We start from the raw sequence: 16,051 nt of genomic DNA, 5'->3' as shown, positions 1-16,051 counted from the left end.
GCGCGCCCTTCGTCACGGAGACAGTGGATGGGTCAGCCGACCGACCGAGACGCCGATCTCGACTCCCCCCAGGACGGATCGCCGGAGCCTGCAGGGCCCGCCCCCGAGGCGACGCCGCTCGCGGCCGACGAGCCGGGCACGCCCGGCGCCACCGGGACGACGACTCCCGTGCCGGAGCCCGAGGAGACGGCGCCCGGGGCGGCCACTGCCGAGGACGCGACGCCGGCGGGCGAGGACGAGACCGGCGCGGAGGCGGGTACGGCGACCGTCGACGCCGCCCCCGACACGGCCCCCGACGCGTCGCGGCAGGACGGAGCCGGCGCGACGGACGGCCCGGTCGACGAGATCGCGGCGCCCGCCCCCGCGGCGCAGGAGGGCGTCGTCGTGGACGAGGCCGAGGCGACGACCGAGACGACGACCGATCCCGTTCGCGAGGCGGCGGGCGACCCGTCCACCGGCTCGGCGCCTGCGCACGAGAGCGAGGCGGCCACACCCTCCGGCGACGACGCCCCGGACCGGGTCGTCGAGCCCGCCGCCGCGACGTCCGCCGAGGCCCCGGCGGAGCCGGCCACCGAGCCCGTCCCGGAGGCGGGCTCGCAGTCCTCGGCGGAACCCGCCGTCGACCCCGTGACGGAGCCTGCCGCCACCGAGCCGGTCGCCCCGATGACCGACGACGTGCCGTCGGCGGTTTCCGTGTCGGCCCCCGTGACCCAGGAGCCTGCGGGTGCGGAACCTGCGGCGCCCGTTCTCGCCGGGTCCGAAGAGCCCGCCGGGCCCCAGACGCCCGGGGAGCCCGCCACCGACGGCGCGGTGGCCGGGGAGCCGTCGACCCCGGCGGTCGACGAGACCACGGTCGCACCGACCGACGGGCCGGTCGAGGCTCCGTCGCCGGTCGCCTCCACGGGCCACGGTCAGGGCGACGACCCGGCCGCCGACCAGGGCGACGACGAGGGCGAGGACGAGCCCTACGTGCCGCGCGTCTTCGCGTTCGACCCGAACGTCCCTGCCGTCCTCGTCCCCGCGCCGGGGACCGAGGACGCACCCGACGCCGAGCGCGTCGACGCCGGGTCCGCCGCGAAGGACGACGAGCCCGCGGCCGAGGTGACCGCGGTCGTCCCGGTCGTGCCGTCGCCCGCGACGCCCTCGACCGCCCCCGTCGAGGAGCCGCCGTCCTCCGCGCCCGCGGCGGACGCGACCCAGGTGATCCCGCCCGTCGACCCGTGGTCCCGGCCCGAGCCCGTCGTCCGTACCTCGGTCCGGTCGGCTCCCTCCGCGCCGTCGGCGCCGTCGGCCCCGTCCGCCGAGCCCGCACCCGCAGCGGGCACCGTGCCCCTGGCCGCCGGCCTCGGCGGCGCGTTCGCCCCCGTGCCCCCGGACGACTCCCGCGAGACCTCGCCGTTCGAGGGGTTCGAGGAGGAGGCGCCGCGTCGCGGGTGGGTGCGCGGCCTGCTCTGGACCGGTGTCGGCGTCCTCGTCCTGGGCGGCCTGTACACGGGCGCGCAGTGGTTCTTCTCCGACAAGGTCCCGAGCGGCACGAGCGTCGCGGGCGTCGACGTCGGTGGCCTCACCCGTACGGCGGCGCAGGACACGCTCGAGTCCGAGCTGGGGCCGCGCGCGGCCGAGCCGATCACGCTCACCGCGGGCGAGGCGAGCACGACGCTCGACCCGGCGTCCGCGGGCCTCGCGTTCGATGCCGAGGCCACGGCCGAGGAGCTCACCGCGTTCTCGATGAGCCCGGCCCGGCTCTGGCAGCACCTCTTCGGCGGCAAGGACCAGCTCCCCGTCCTCACGGTCGACGACGACGCTCTCGACGCCCAGGTCGAGACCCTGCGTGGCGCCCTCGAGATCGAGCCCGTCGACGGCACCGTGCAGTTCGTCGACGGCGCGCCGACGAGCACCGCGGCCGTCGACGGCACGGCGCTCGTCGCGGACGAGGTCCCGGCCGTCGTCACGTCGAGCTGGCTCGTCACGGAGGGGCCGGTCGAGCTCCCGACGGAGCCCGTGGAGCCCGCCATCACGCAGGAGGAGACGGGCGCGGCGCTCGCCCAGGCGCAGAAGGTGGTGTCCGCACCCGTCGTCGTGTCCGTGGGCGGGCAGAACCCCGAGCTGCCCCCCGAGGCGCTCGCGGGCGCCGCCTCGTTCGCGGCGACGGACGGCGTGCTCACCCTGACCTTCGACGGCGCCCTGCTCGTGGACGCCGTCGTCGACCGGACGAACGACCTGCTCACCGCGGCAGACGACGCCCACTTCGTCTTCGTGGACGGCGCACCGGTGATCGAGGGCGGCGAGCCGGGCACGACGATCGACCCGGCGGCGCTCTCGGCCGCGGTCACGACCGCGGCCTCGGGCGACGAGCGGACCGCGACGGTCGAGCTCGTCGAGTCGGACCCGGCGCAGTCGGTCGCCGCGCTCGAGGCGCTCGGGATCAAGGAGAAGGTCTCGGAGTTCTCGACGCCGGTGCCGAACGTCCCGGTCCGGACCGCGAACCTGCGTCGCGGCGCGGAGAAGGTGACGGGGACCCTGATCAAGCCTGGCGAGACCTTCTCTCTCGTCGACACGCTGTCACCGATCACGCTCGAGGGCGGCTACTACGCCGCAGGCATCGTCGAGAGCGGCCGGCACACCGAGGGCGTCGGCGGCGGACTGTCGCAGATGGCCACGACGACGTACAACGCGGGGTTCTTCGCGGGCCTCGAGGACGTCGAGCACCGGCCGCACAGCTACTGGTTCGAGCGGTACCCCGCGGGGCGCGAGGCGACGATCTTCGTCGGCTCGATCGACATGAGGTTCAAGAACGACACCCCGTACGGCCTGCTCATGCAGTCCTGGGTCGGGGGCGGTCAGCTGCACGTCGCGATCTGGAGCACCAAGTACTACGACGTGGAGACGTCGTCGAGCGGCAAGTCGAACGTGGTCCAGCCCTCCACGGTGACGCACTCCGGGGCGGACTGCGCCCCGACGCCCGCGGGCAGCCCGGGCTTCTCCATCACGAACTACCGCAAGGTCTACCGCGAGGGCGAGCTCGTCAAGGACGAGTCCTACCGGTGGACGTACAAGCCGGACAACGCGGTCGTCTGCGAGTAGGCGACGCGGTCCACGCACACACACGGAGGTCCCATGCTCGGACGCAGCGAACGGGAGTCGGGGGCGCAGGCGCTGCTCGCGGCGACGTCGGCCGGGTGGTCGGCGGGCGAACCCGCCGAGGCGGGTCCCGACGTGCAGGCGCTGCTCGACCTGGGGTCGACCACCGCGACCCTCTCGACGGTCGCGAGCATCGACGGGCTGGCGGCGGTCGTGCACCTCGGCCACCCTGCCCAGCCTTCGCACGAGCTCGAGAGGGCTCTCCTGGCCGGGCCGCCGTCGCTCGTGCTCACGGGTGCGACGGCCGTGCCGGCGCAGTGGGTCTGGGTCGGCCGCTCGGCGTCCGCGCGCGAGCTGACGGGGCACGTCGTCGTCGACGAGGCGGGCATGCGGGACCGCCGGCACGTGCTGCGGACGATGGGCGTGAGCCCGTCGCTCGTCCCGACCCGTACGTCCCTGGAGGACAGGGTCGCCCTCGCGGGGCCGGACGGGAGCCTCGTCGTGGAGCGCTCCGTCGCCGAGGGCACGCTCGCCGCGCTCGGGTACGCGGAGCTCTCCGGGAGCGAGCTCCTCGGGGAGGGGGCGCCGGTCTGGTACGGCCTGCTGGAGAGCCGCGAGAAGGCGCCCCGGGTCGAGGGCGTCGCCCAGGTCTGGCTGGCGTTCGGGCCCCGTGACGACCACCGCGGCTCGTTGCAGGAGACCCTCTCCCTCGTCGCGCGGGCCGGCATCGACCTCCAGCACCTGCGGAGCCACCGATCGCAGGCGGGGCCGCACATCTTCTTCTGCGCGTTCTCGTGCCCCGACGCCGAGACCCTCGACGGCCTCGTGGGCGGCTTCGCCGAGCGGGGCGTCGCGCACCGGGTGCTGGCGGTCCTGCCGGGCCAGGAGTTCGTGCCCGGCCCGGACGCGCTCGAACCCCGCTGGGCCTCGGCCCCGGAACCCGTGCCCGCGTGAGCGTCCTCGGCTACCTCGGCCCCGAGGGGTCGTTCACGCACCAGGCCGCGGCCGGCTGGTCCGCAGGACGCGCGGACGACTCCGGTCGGCCGGACCGCCTCGCCGCGCGCGCGACGGTCGCGGACGTGTTCGCGGGCGTCGCCGCGGGCGAGCTCGAGCGCGGGGTCGTCGCGATCGAGAACACGGTCGAGGGGTACGTGGTGCCCTCGCTCGACGCGATCGTCGGGAGCGCGACCGTGGTCGCGGTCGACGAGGTCGTGCTCGACATCTCGTTCGACGCGTTCGTCCGGCCCGGCCACGGCGAGCTGACCGAGGTCACCGCCCACCCGCACGGCCTCGCGCAGTGCCAGGAATTCGTCCGCAGGACCGGTCTCGTCCCGCTCGCCGCGTCGTCGAACGCGGCCGCGTGCCGTGACGCCGGACCGCACCAGGTCGCTCTCGGCCCGACCATCTGCGGTGAGCTCTACGGCCTGGAGACCTTCGAGCGCGCCGTGGAGGACTTCGCGGGGGCGCGGACCCGGTTCCTCGTGCTCGCGCCGCGCGCCGAGGCGACCGCCGCGCTCGGCCGCGCGCGCGACCGCCGCGACGGCCCGTGGCGCACCATGCTGGCCGTGACGCCGGTCGTCACCGGGCCGGGTGTGCTCGCCCGCATCACGCGCTCGTTCGGGGAGCGCGGCGTCAACCTGTCGAGCCTCATCACCCGCCCGCTCAAGGCGGTCGCCGGCACGTACGTCTTCGTCCTGACGGTCGACGGCGCCCCCTGGGACGCGCCGGTGCGCGCCGTGCTCGACGACCTCGTGCGCGCGGGCGACGCGCTCAAGACGCTCGGGGTCGTGCCGGCGCGGGGCGAGCTCGACGAGTCGGTGCACGCCGACGTCGACGTCGCGCACGTCCCCGTCGGCAGCGTCGACGCGTCGACGGAGCCGACCGGGCTCGCGGCGGGACTGCTGTGGTGACCGCCGACGTGGGCCGGACGAGCGGGGTCGGGCTGCGGGTGGGGGTCGTCGGGCTCGGGCTGGTCGGCGGGTCGGTCGCGCGGCTCCTGCACGCGCAGGGCGTCGACGTGACCGCGCACGACGCGACCGCCGCGACGCGCGCCGCGGCGCGCGCCGCGGGACTGCGGGTCGTCGGCGACCTGGCGGACGTGTGCGCGCAGGAGCCCGACGTGCTCGTGCTCGCGGTGCCGCTCCGGGCCATGCGGTCGGTCGCGGCCGAGGTCGGGCGGCACGTGCGCGGCGCGACCGTCGTCACGGACGTCGGGAGCGTGAAGGGCGCGGTGCGCGACGCCGTCCGGTCCGCGGGCCTCGAGTCCCGCTACGTCGGGGCGCACCCCATGGCGGGCACCGAGCACTCCGGCTTCGAGGCGTCCGACCCCGCGATGCTCGACGGCGCGCGCTGGGCCGTCACGGTCGACGGGACGACGCCGCGAGGGGGGTTCGTGACGGTGCTGCGGCTCGTGACCGGGCCCCTCGGCGGGACCGTCCACGTCCTCACGGACGAGGTCCACGACGAGTCGACGGCGCTCGTCAGCCACGTCCCGCACGTCCTCGCCACCGAGCTCCTGGGCGTCGTCGCGGACGCGCCCGTGCGGGACGTCGCGCTCGGGCTCGCCGCGGGCAGCTTCCGTGACGCGACGCGCGTGGGTCGCACCGACGCGCGGCGCACCGAGGCGATGGTCACGGACAACGCGGCGTGGGTGGCCTCGGCGCTGCGCGTCGTCGTGCGCGACCTGGAGCAGCTCGTCCGGGCGCTCGAGTCGAACGCGCCCGTGGGGGAGTTCTTCGACCGGCCCGACCCGGTGCGCGGACCGGCGCCGGTGGCCGGGAGCGGGGAGCGGCTGCGCGTCGACCTCGACGACGCGGGGGACTGGCGGACGGCGCTCGCCGGTGCGGGTGCGCGCGGCGCCGTCGTCGTGGACGTGGAGGACGGCGCGGTCGTCGTCGCCTGAGACGACGTCTCGACGTCCGGCGTCAGGAGGGGCGTCGCGGAGGGCGCGGCGGCACCGGCTTGCCGGCCACGATCGCGTCGAGCGGCACCGTGACGAGGGGAGGGGGCTCGTCGTGGACGCCGTGACCGCGGTGCGGCGGGGCGGCGCTCCCGCCCGCGTCCTCCCGCAGCACGAGCTCCGTGGCGGTCGTCCGCACGACCACCCCGATGACGTCGGTGAGGGGCTTGCCCGCGGCGGCCGCCTCGTCGTCGGTGAGGCGACGGCGGACGACGACCCGGGTGCCAGGGGCCCACGCGGTCCAGGGCGCGTCGGGCACGGCAGGAGCTCCTCGGGTCTGTGACGTTCGTCCACGGGCTGGTCAGGGAGGGTCGGGCACCGCCCGACCTGAGCGATACTAGTCCTGCGTCTCCCTGTCGTGACCTCGCCCCTCGCCGGGCCGGGGTCCGGACGAATCCAGAAAGGTACCCGGTCGTGACTTACGTGATCGCCCAGCCGTGCGTGGACGTCAAGGACAAGGCGTGCATCGAGGAGTGTCCGGTCGACTGCATCTACGAGGGCAAGCGGTCGCTGTACATCCACCCCGACGAGTGCGTGGACTGCGGTGCCTGCGAGCCGGTCTGCCCCGTCGAGGCCATCTACTACGAGGACGACGTCCCGACGGAGTGGAGCGACTACTACCGCGCGAACGTCGAGTTCTTCGACGACCTCGGCTCGCCCGGCGGCGCCGCGAAGATGGGTCTCATCGAGAAGGACGACCCGATGATCGCCGCCCTGCCGCCGCAGGCCTGAGCCCCCGGCACCGCCCGTGGGTCTCGCCGACCTCTCCGGTCTCGCCTATCCCTGGGACACGCTGACCCCGTACGCGGAGCGCGCCCGCGCGCACCCGCGGGGCGTCGTCGACCTGTCGATCGGGACGCCCGTCGACCCGACCCCCGCCGTCGTGCGCGACGCGCTCGCCGCGGCGTCGGACGCGCACGGGTACCCGACGACGCACGGCACGGCGGCCCTGCGCGAGGCCGTGTCCGCCTGGTTCGCGCGCCGGCGTGGCGTGCCCGGCCTGGACCCGGACGCAGTGCTGCCCACCGTCGGCAGCAAGGAGCTCGTCGGTCTCCTGCCCGCGCTCCTGCGTCTCGGGCCGGGCGACGTCGTCGTGCACCCGCGCACCGCCTACCCCACGTACGACGTCGGAGCACGCCTCGCCGGCGCGACGCCGCTCGCGACCGACGACGTCGACGAGTGGGCCGGGCGCACCGACGTGCGCCTCGTCTGGGTGAACTCCCCGAGCAACCCGACAGGGCGTGTGCTCGACGCCGCCCACCTCGCGCGCGTGGTCGCGGCCGCCCGCGGGATCGGGGCAGTCGTCGCGAGCGACGAGTGCTACGCGGAGCTCGCGTGGGCCGAGCCGTACGCGACGCGCGGCGTGCCCAGCCTGCTCGACCCGGCGGTCTCGGGCGGGTCGCACGAGAGCCTCCTCGTCACCTACTCGCTCTCGAAGCAGTCGAGCATGGCGGGCTACCGGGCCGCGTTCGTCGCGGGTGACCCCGCCCTCGTCGCCGACCTGCTCGCGACGCGCAAGCACCTCGGGATGATCGTCCCCGCGCCGGTGCAGGCCGCGATGGTGGCCGCGCTGTCCGACGACGCGCACGTCGCCGCGCAGCGCGAGGTCTACGCGCGGCGCCGCGAGGTGCTCGTCGCGGCGCTCGGCTCCTCCGGGCTGACGGTCGACCACTCCGAGGCGGGGCTGTACCTGTGGTCGAGGCCGACCGAGGCCGAGGCCGAGGCCGTGGACTGCTGGCGAACCGTGTCGAGGTTCGCCGACCTGGGCATACTCGTCGGGCCGGGGGCGTTCTACGGACCGGAGGGTGCGGGGCACGTCCGCGTCGCGCTCACCGCGACGGACGAGCGCGTCCACGAGGCCGCCGCTCGACTCTCCGGAGCCTGAACTCTGACGTGACCTGCCTCACAGAGGTGTGGTGTTCTCGTGACGGTTCCGGATTGGTCACGTGCGGGTGAAGCGGGGTACGGTCGACCGCGCGGCAACGGCGCGAGCAGCAGCATGGAAGGGAACCATGACCACCACTCAGCAGGCGAAGGTCCGCCTCCTCGTCGACGACCAGGCGCAGGACCTGCCCGTGGTCGCGGCGACCGACGGCAACGACGGCATCGTCGTGTCCTCCTTGCTCAAGTCGACCGGCCTCGTGACCGTCGACCCGGGCTTCATGAACACGGCGTCGTGCGAGTCGAGCATCACGTACATCGACGGCGACGCCGGCATCCTGCGGTACCGCGGGTACCCCATCGAGCAGCTCGCCGAGCAGTCGAGCTTCCTCGAGGTCGCGTACCTCCTCATCCACGGAGAGCTCCCCGACACCCCGACGCTCGAGGCGTTCGTCGAGCGCGTGAACCGCCACACCCTGGTGCACGAGGACTTCCGCACCTTCATGGGGACGTTCCCGCGCAACGCCCACCCGATGGCCGTGCTCTCGTCCGCGATCAACGCCCTGTCGACGTTCTACCCGGAGTCGCTCGACCCGTTCGACGACGAGACGGTCGAGCTCGCGACGGTCCTGCTCCTCGCGAAGACCCGCACCATCACGTCCTACCTGCACCGCCGCCGCGTCGGCGAGCCGCTGCTGTACCCCGACTACTCGCGCGGTTACGTCGACGACTTCCTGCGCATGACCTTCGCGACGCCGTACCAGCAGTACGACGCCGACCCGGTCGTCGTCGACGCGCTCGACAAGCTGCTCATCCTGCACGCCGACCACGAGCAGAACTGCTCGACGTCCACGGTGCGCGTCGTCGGCTCGTCGCACGCGAACCTCTACGCGTCCGTCGCGGCGGGCGTCAACGCGCTCTCCGGCCCGCTGCACGGCGGCGCGAACGAGTCCGTCCTGACGATGCTCGACAAGATCGCGGGCGCCGAGTACGACGTCGACACCTTCATGAAGAAGGTGAAGAACAAGGAGGACGGCGTCCGCCTCATGGGCTTCGGGCACCGCGTCTACAAGAACTACGACCCGCGCGCCGCCATCGTGAAGAAGTCCGCCGACGCCGTGCTCTCGACCCTCGGCAAGAAGGACCAGCTCCTCGACATCGCCATGGGCCTCGAGGAGATCGCGCTCAACGACGACTACTTCATCGAGCGCAAGCTCTACCCGAACGTCGACTTCTACACGGGCCTCATCTACAAGGCGATGGGCTTCTCGCCCGCGATGTTCACGCCGCTCTTCGCGCTCGGCCGCATGCCCGGCTGGATCGCGCAGTGGCGCGAGATGATGAAGGACCCGCAGACCAAGATCGGCCGCCCGCGCCAGGTCTACGTCGGCGAGACCGAGCGCGACTACGTCCCGGTCTCCGACCGCTGACACCCGCTCCTCCGGACGCCGCGCCGCTCACCCCTCGGTGAGCGCGCGGCGTCCGTCGTCTCTCGGTAGCTCCGGCTCATGACTGGGTCACCGGACGTGGTCGGGTCCGCGTCGGGCACGGGCTTGGCGCTCGATCGGGTACCGGGCGGTGGTCGGGTCCGCGGCGGGTACGGCGTCGGTGCTCGGGGCTGCCGCGCCCGTCACCTCGGTCTCTCGGCCGTGGGTTCTTGGAGCGCGGCTCTGACGCCCCTTCGCATCCGACGCCGCACCCGCCGCTCTCGGTCGTCGCGCCTTCTCGAGCCGACGGACCTCGCCGCGGAGGCGAGGCGTCGTCCCGACACCCAGCGCGACCACCGGCGTTCGCCTGGGGCGACCGTGCTCCTCGAGCGACCCGGCTGCAGTCAGGGCTCTTCGGGGACGGCGACGTGGACGCGGACGAGGCCCGGGTCGATCGGTGCGAGCTCGTCCGGGTCGAGCGAGGCCCAGGTCGAGTCGTCGCGGGACCAGCGGCGGTCGCCGACCTCGACGGCGACGACGTCCGTCGCGTCCGCGGTGGCGACGGCCCACTGGGCGACGGCCCAGGCCGCGCGGTCGAGGCCACCGTCCTGGGCCGCGGTCGGCAGACCGGAGGCGTCGACCTGGACCGTGCTCCCGTCGCCGCCGTCGAACGGTACGGCGCGGGCGCCGTCGCCGAGGTCGCGGACGAGGCGGTCCTGGAACGTCTGCGTGGGGTCGCCTTCGGCGGGGACCTCGGTCGCGGCCACCGGGGCGAGGTCGCACGTGAGCGACGCAGGGGACCAGCCGGTGAGCGCGGAGGCCCACGCGCGCGACCGCGGCTCGTGCTGGGCGTAGGCGTCGGGGAAGGCGGAGCGTTGGACGGTCTGCGCGGCGACGGTGACCTCCATCGCCTCGAACCCCTCGACCGTCTCGAGCACGTCGTAGAACGCGCCGGTCGAGTAGACGGGGTCCATGATCTGCTCGACGCTGCCCCAGCCCTGGGACGGGCGCTGCTGGAACAGGCCGACGGAGTCGCGGTCGCCATAGTCGATGTTGACGAGCCGGGACTCCTGGAGCGCCGTCGCGAGCCCGATGGTCGCGGCCCGGGCAGGGAGGCCGCGGCGCTCGGCGGCGACGGCGATCAGCGCCGCGTTGTCCGCCTGGGTGACGGACAGGTACCAGGTGCGGCCGTCGGCGGTCGCGGCGCACCGCTCGGCGACGGGTGTGTCGGCGTCGAGCCGGTTGAGGGCGACGACGACGCCGCCCACCCCGACCGCGGCGACCGTGAGGAGGGTGACCGCGGTGCGGAGCGGACGGCGTCGGCGTCGTGCGCGACCGACGTCCGGCAGGTCCCGGGGACGGGGGGCTCGGGTCGTGGTCATGCGGGACGCCGTCGTTCTCGCCGGGTGGGTCAGTTCGCGTGGAGCGCGGCGTTGAGCTCGACGCCGGCGCCCGTGCGGGACACGGCCTCGACGCCGCCGGTGAGCGAGTTGCGGCGGAACAGGATGCCGGACCGGCCCGAGAGCTCGCGCGCTTTGACGACGAGCGGAGCGCCCGAGGCGTCGGTCTGCCCGACGACCGTCACCTTGGTGCCCGCGGTGACGTAGAGACCGGACTCGACGACGCAGTCGTCGCCCAGGGGGATGCCGAGGCCCGCGTTGGCGCCGAGGAGCGAGCGCTGCCCGAGGGAGATGACCTCGCGGCCGCCGCCGGAGAGGGTGCCCATGATCGACGCGCCGCCCCCGACGTCGGATCCGTCGCCGACGACGACGCCCGCGGAGATCCGGCCCTCGACCATCGACGTGCCGAGCGTCCCGGCGTTGAAGTTGACGAAGCCCTCGTGCATGACGGTGGTGCCCGGGGCGAGGTGCGCGCCGAGGCGCACGCGGTCGGCGTCGGCGACGCGGACGCCCGAGGGGACGACGTAGTCGACCATGCGCGGGAACTTGTCGACGCCGTACACGGTCACGGTCTGCCCGGTCGCGCGCAGGCGCAGCCGGGTCTCCTCGAAGCCCTCGACCGCGCACGCGCCGTGGTTGGTCCAGACGACGTTCGTCAGCACGCCGAAGAGACCGTCGAGGTTCTGCCCGTGCGGGGCGACGAGGCGGTGGGAGAGCAGGTGGAGGCGCAGGTACGCGTCGGCGGTGTCGGCCGGGGCGGCGTCGAGGTCGATCTCGGTCCGCACCACGACGACGTCGACGCCGCGCACCTCGTCGCGCTCGGCGAGCGCGTCGAGGGAGGCGGGGACGGTCGTGTCCGCCGGCGCGGCGCCGAGCGCCGGGGCGGGGTACCAGACGTCGAGGGTCGTGCCGTCGTCGGTGACGGTCGCCAGGCCGTAGCCCCACGCCGTACGCGGCTCGGACGCGGCCACCGAGGGGGCGGTCGCGGGGGTCGCAGAAGTCATGCGCCCCACCCTATCCGCCGCCGGTAGGGTGCTGGCGTGACCTCTCCCACCCCCTCCGGCCTGCCCGCGCTCGACCTCACCGGCGACCTCGTCGCGCTGTTCCGGGCGGTGTGCGACACACCGTCGGTCAGCGGCGACGAGCGCGCGCTCGCGGACGCGGTCGAGACGGCGCTGCGTGCGTACCCGCACCTGGAGGTCGTGCGCGACGGCGACACGGTCGTCGCGCGCACGTCGCTCGGCCGGGAGCGGCGCGTGGTGATCGCCGGTCACCTGGACACCGTGCCCCTCACGGACCCGCCGAACCTCCCCACCCGCGTCGTCGGGGAGGGCGCCCACGCCGAGGTGTGGGGGCGGGGGACCGTCGACATGAAGGGCGGTGTCGCGGTCGCGCTCGCGCTCGCCGCGGAGCTCGACGCGCCGTCGCAGGACGTCACGTGGGTGTTCTACGACAACGAGGAGGTCGCGTCCGACCTCAACGGGCTCGGGCGCCTCGCGCGCAACCGTCCCGACCTGCTCGCGGCCGACTTCGCGGTCCTGGGCGAGCCGACGTCGGCGGGGCTCGAGGGCGGGTGCAACGGCACGCTGCGGGTCGAGGTCCGCGTCCCCGGGGTGGCCGCGCACTCCGCGCGCGCCTGGACGGGGGCCAACGCGATCCACGCGGCGCACGAGGTGCTCGACCGGCTGGCGGCGTACGTGCCGCAGGAGGCCGACGTCGACGGCCTGGTGTACCGCGAGGGGATGAACGCCGTGGGGATCCGCGGCGGGATCGCGGGGAACGTCGTCCCGGACGAGTGCGTGGTCACGGTGAACTTCCGGTTCGCGCCGTCGCGCACGGTGGCCGAGGCCGAGCAGCACGTGCGCGAGCTGTTCGCGGGCTTCGAGGTCGTGCTCACCGACGCCGCGCCGGGCGCGCGCCCCGGGCTGGACGACCCGCTCGCCGCCGACTTCGCGGCGGCAGTGCTGGGCGTCACGGGCGGCGCGCCGGCGCCGAAGTACGGCTGGACCGACGTCGCGCGCTTCGCCGAGCTGGGCATCCCGGCGGTGAACTTCGGTCCGGGAGATCCGCTCCTCGCGCACAAGGACGACGAGCGCTGCCCGGTCGGCCAGTTCGCGCTGTGCCGCGACGCGCTGCGTGCGTGGCTCCTGGCCACACCTGCGGCATAGGCTCGTGACCATGAGCGACACGGTGCGTGACCAGGGTTCTGACGACGGCGTGCCCCAGGCGGGGACGGGGTACCGCAAGGGGCCGGTGCTGCTGCGCGGGGACCAGATCCCGCGTCAGACGACGGACCAGCGACTCCTCGACACGGGGGGCAGCGCGGACTGGGTCCACTCGGACCCGTGGCGCGTGATGCGCATCCAGAGCGAGTTCGTCGAGGGCTTCGGCGCTCTCGCGGAGGTCGGCCCGGCCGTGTCGGTGTTCGGGTCCGCCCGCACCAAGCCGGACCACCCGGACTACGCGCTCGCCGAGGACGTCGGCCGTCGCCTCGTCGACGAGGGCTTCGCGGTCATCACGGGCGGCGGGCCCGGCATCATGGAGGCCGCGAACAAGGGCGCCTCGGAGGCGGGGGGCCTCTCGGTCGGGCTCGGCATCGAGCTGCCGTTCGAGCAGGGCATGAACCGGTACGTCAACCTCGGCGTGAACTTCCGCTACTTCTTCGCCCGCAAGACGATGTTCGTGAAGTACGCCCAGGGCTTCGTCGTCCTTCCGGGCGGTTTCGGGACGTTCGACGAGCTGTTCGAGGCGCTCACGCTCGTCCAGACCCACAAGATCACCGAGTTCCCGGTGGCGCTCGTCGGCACGGACTACTGGAGCGGGCTGCTCGAGTGGGCACGCACGGCGGTCGCGGGGCGCGGCATGATCAGCCCCCACGACCTCGACCTCGTCCACCTGTGCGACGACCCGGCCGAGGCCGTCGAGTACGTGTGCGACCGCGGCGCCGAGCTGCGCGCCGAGGAGCTCGAGGCGACCGAGGAGCTCGCCCGGTCGCAGGCCGGCGACGCGAGCTGACGGACCCGGCGCGATGACCGCACCCGGGCCGGGCGCGCCCGCGGGGTCCCCCGAACGGCTCCCCGGCGACGAAGCGGTACCTCTCTCGCCGCTGGGGATCCCGCCGCGCGGCACGTCGCTCGTGCTGCGCGGGCGGGTCCTCGAGCGGCCCGCCGTGATGGCGATCGTCAACCGCACCGACGACTCGTTCTACGCGGGCGCGCGCCAGCTCGACGACCGGGACGCGCTCGCCGCGGTCGAGCGTGCCGTCGTCCAGGGCGCGGAGATCCTCGACGTGGGAGGCGTACGGGCGGGCGTCGGCCCGGTCGTGACGCCCGCCGAGGAGGTCCGTCGCGTGGTGCCCTTCGTCGCTCGGGTGCGCGCCGAGTTCCCCGACCTGCTCGTGAGCGTCGACACGTGGCGGGCCGAGGTCGCGCACGAGGCGGCGCTCGCGGGCGCCGACCTCATCAACGACACGTGGGCGGGCCACGACCCGCGACTGGTCGAGGTCGCGGGCGAGCACGGCGTGGGGGTCGTGTGCTCCCACACGGGCGGGGCGGAACCCCGGACCGACCCGTTCCGCGTCGACTACCCGGCGCGGCCGGGGGCGACCGACCCGCGCGACGGCGTCGTCCAGGACGTCGTGGCGACCCTCCGCGCCGCGGCGGAGCGTGCGGTGGCGTGCGGCGTCCCGCGCGCGTCCGTGCTCGTCGACCCGACGCACGACTTCGGCAAGAACACGTGGCACTCCCTGCACCTCCTGCGCCGGACGGAGGTCCTCGCGGGGCTCGGGTTCCCGCTCCTCATGGCACTGTCCCGCAAGGACTTCGTGGGCGAGACGCTCGACCTCCCCGCCGACGAGCGGCTCGAGGGCACGCTCGCGGCGACGGCCGTCGCCGCGTGGCTCGGCGCGCGCGTCTTCCGTGCGCACGACGTGGCCGCGACCCGGCGCGTCCTGGACCTGGTGGCGGCCGTCCGCGACGAGACGGGCCCGGCAGCAGCCCTGCGGGGCCTCGCGTGACCACGCCGCGTGCGACGCCCGTCACCGTGGCGCGCGCGCGGCTGCTGCGGCCCGCGACCTGGCGGTGGTGGGTCCAGGTGCTCGTGGTGTACGGGCTCGCCCGCGCGACGAGCGCCGCGATCCTCCTCGTCGTCGCCCGGTCCCAGGAGGAGAACCCCTGGACCGAGGCCGCGCCGTCGTACCTGCCGTACGTGGCGCGCATGTGGGACGCGAGCTGGTACGAGCAGATCTCCGCGTCCGGCTACCCCGACACGCTCCCCGTGGGCCCCGACGGCGTGGTGCAGCAGAACGTCTGGGCGTTCTTCCCGCTCTTCCCGGCGCTCGTCCGCGCGCTGGACGCCGTGACGGGTCTCGGGTGGGACGTCCTCGCACCCACGGTCGCGCTCGCGTGCGGCGCGGGTGCGGTGCTCGTCGTCCACCGGCTCGTCGCGACGGCCGGAGCTGCCGCGGTGGAGCGGCGGCCCGGGCTGCCGCTCGCGACCGTGCTGCTCGTGAGCGTCTTCCCGTCCAGCCCCGTCCTCCAGGTCGCGTACACCGAGTCGCTCGCGCTGCTCCTCGTGGCGTCGGCCCTCCTGCTGCTCTTCCGGCGCCGCTACGGGTGGACCGCGCTCGTGATCGTGCTCCTCGGGTTCACGCGTGCGGTGGCGCTGCCGATGGCCGTCGTCGTCGTCTGGCACGGGATCGCGCGATGGCGCCGTGGCGACCTGCCCGTGGCCGACGCCGTCCGGCTGGGCGCGTCGGCCGCGGTAGCGGTGGCGAGCGGGCTGGTGTGGCCGTGGGTGTGCAGCCTCGTCACGGGTGTCCACCAGGGGTACTTCCGGACCCAGGAGGCGTGGCGCGGCGGCGCCGAGGTCGTGCCGTTCGTCCCGTGGGTCGACGTCTCGCGCTGGCTGACGGGCGACGCGGGCCCCTGGGTGCTCGCGGTCGTCCTGCTCGGGGCGGCCGCGCTCGTGCTCAACCCGGTCGCGGCGCGTCTTGGCCCCGAGATGCACGCGTGGTCCGGTGCCTACCTCGCCTACCTCGTCGCGACGATCCAGCCGGGGACGTCCCTCGTGCGCTTCCTGCTGCTCGCGTTCCCGCTCGCCGCGGTGACCGTCGGCTGGACGCGTTCGCGGCTGTGGCTCGCCGCGGTCACGGTCGTGTGCGTCGCGGGCCAGGCGTGGTGGGTGTGGGAGCTCTGGCGGCTCGTCCCGCCCTCGGGCTGGCCGCCGTGACCGGGACGCCCGGGATGTCGGCAGGCGTGAACTAGACTGTCCTCGGGCGTCGTCCGAGGTCGGACGCCCCTCCT

At 74.7% G+C, this 16,051-nt stretch carries 14 protein-coding genes; 11 read left to right on the top strand and 3 right to left on the bottom strand.

Features of this window, described 5'->3' with window-relative positions; all coding sequences use genetic code 11:
- The first annotated feature begins 27 nt into the window (after positions 1 to 27).
- The 4 genes from FIC82_RS15210 to FIC82_RS15195 are packed head-to-tail and all read left to right on the top strand — an operon-like array spanning position 28 to position 5,983.
- A complete protein-coding gene (locus tag FIC82_RS15210) occupies positions 28 to 3,084 on the top strand; it encodes a VanW family protein (RefSeq protein ID WP_253691213.1) in 3,057 nt (1,018 codons plus the stop codon).
- 33 nt (positions 3,085 to 3,117) lie between these two features.
- Positions 3,118 to 4,035 (top strand): hypothetical protein, encoded by a 918-nt coding sequence (locus FIC82_RS15205; RefSeq protein WP_154799062.1) that lies wholly within the window; start codon positions 3,118 to 3,120, stop codon positions 4,033 to 4,035.
- The gene (locus tag FIC82_RS15200) at positions 4,032 to 4,991 is read left to right on the top strand and encodes a prephenate dehydratase (RefSeq protein WP_253691212.1); all 960 of its coding nucleotides are present in this window, start codon (positions 4,032 to 4,034) and stop codon (positions 4,989 to 4,991) included. The genes FIC82_RS15205 and FIC82_RS15200 overlap by 4 nt, the downstream gene beginning before the upstream one ends.
- Positions 4,988 to 5,983, top strand: a complete 996-nt coding sequence (locus FIC82_RS15195; RefSeq protein ID WP_253691211.1) for a prephenate dehydrogenase — start codon at positions 4,988 to 4,990, stop codon at positions 5,981 to 5,983. The genes FIC82_RS15200 and FIC82_RS15195 overlap by 4 nt, the downstream gene beginning before the upstream one ends.
- Before the next feature lie 22 nt (positions 5,984 to 6,005).
- On the opposite strand, the gene FIC82_RS15190 is transcribed toward FIC82_RS15195, so the two are convergent.
- Positions 6,006 to 6,299, bottom strand: coding sequence for a putative acetyltransferase (locus FIC82_RS15190; RefSeq protein WP_168731952.1), 294 nt, complete (start codon positions 6,297 to 6,299; stop codon positions 6,006 to 6,008).
- 155 nt (positions 6,300 to 6,454) lie between these two features.
- On the opposite strand from FIC82_RS15190, the gene fdxA reads away from it, so the two are divergent.
- The 3 genes from fdxA to FIC82_RS15175 all read left to right on the top strand — a co-directional run bounded on the left by fdxA (position 6,455) and on the right by FIC82_RS15175 (position 9,351).
- Complete coding sequence (fdxA, locus tag FIC82_RS15185) at positions 6,455 to 6,772, top strand: ferredoxin (RefSeq protein ID WP_024841122.1); 318 nt, start codon at positions 6,455 to 6,457, stop codon at positions 6,770 to 6,772.
- 16 nt (positions 6,773 to 6,788) lie between these two features.
- The gene (gene dapC, locus FIC82_RS15180) at positions 6,789 to 7,925 is read left to right on the top strand and encodes a succinyldiaminopimelate transaminase (protein WP_168731951.1); all 1,137 of its coding nucleotides are present in this window, start codon (positions 6,789 to 6,791) and stop codon (positions 7,923 to 7,925) included.
- Positions 7,926 to 8,052: 127 nt separating this feature from the next.
- Positions 8,053 to 9,351: a citrate synthase gene (locus FIC82_RS15175; protein ID WP_154799061.1), complete on the top strand. Its 1,299-nt coding sequence runs from the start codon at positions 8,053 to 8,055 to the stop codon at positions 9,349 to 9,351.
- 401 nt (positions 9,352 to 9,752) lie between these two features.
- Here FIC82_RS15175 and FIC82_RS15170 read toward each other — a convergent pair whose 3' ends face one another.
- Positions 9,753 to 10,730, bottom strand: coding sequence for a hypothetical protein (locus FIC82_RS15170; protein ID WP_216609913.1), 978 nt, complete (start codon positions 10,728 to 10,730; stop codon positions 9,753 to 9,755).
- 29 nt (positions 10,731 to 10,759) lie between these two features.
- Complete coding sequence (dapD, locus tag FIC82_RS15165; protein WP_154799060.1) at positions 10,760 to 11,752, bottom strand: 2,3,4,5-tetrahydropyridine-2,6-dicarboxylate N-succinyltransferase; 993 nt, start codon at positions 11,750 to 11,752, stop codon at positions 10,760 to 10,762.
- Between the two features lie 36 nt (positions 11,753 to 11,788).
- Here dapD and dapE point away from each other — a divergent pair, with 36 nt between their 5' ends.
- The 4 genes from dapE to FIC82_RS15145 are packed head-to-tail and all read left to right on the top strand — an operon-like array spanning position 11,789 to position 15,977.
- Positions 11,789 to 12,916, top strand: a complete 1,128-nt coding sequence (gene dapE, locus FIC82_RS15160; RefSeq protein WP_253691210.1) for a succinyl-diaminopimelate desuccinylase — start codon at positions 11,789 to 11,791, stop codon at positions 12,914 to 12,916.
- A 10-nt stretch (positions 12,917 to 12,926) separates the two neighbouring features.
- Positions 12,927 to 13,763, top strand: a complete 837-nt coding sequence (locus FIC82_RS15155) for an LOG family protein (RefSeq protein ID WP_154799059.1) — start codon at positions 12,927 to 12,929, stop codon at positions 13,761 to 13,763.
- Between the two features lie 13 nt (positions 13,764 to 13,776).
- Entirely contained in the window at positions 13,777 to 14,763 is a 987-nt protein-coding gene (folP, locus tag FIC82_RS15150) for a dihydropteroate synthase (RefSeq protein WP_154799058.1), read from the top strand.
- Complete coding sequence (locus FIC82_RS15145; protein ID WP_154799057.1) at positions 14,760 to 15,977, top strand: hypothetical protein; 1,218 nt, start codon at positions 14,760 to 14,762, stop codon at positions 15,975 to 15,977. Before folP ends, FIC82_RS15145 begins: the two co-directional genes overlap by 4 nt.
- Positions 15,978 to 16,051: the final 74 nt, after the last annotated feature.

It is taken from the genome of Cellulosimicrobium protaetiae (genome assembly GCF_009708005.2).
Classification (GTDB): domain Bacteria; phylum Actinomycetota; class Actinomycetes; order Actinomycetales; family Cellulomonadaceae; genus Cellulosimicrobium; species Cellulosimicrobium protaetiae.
This window is presented reverse-complemented; position numbering and strand designations above follow the sequence as displayed.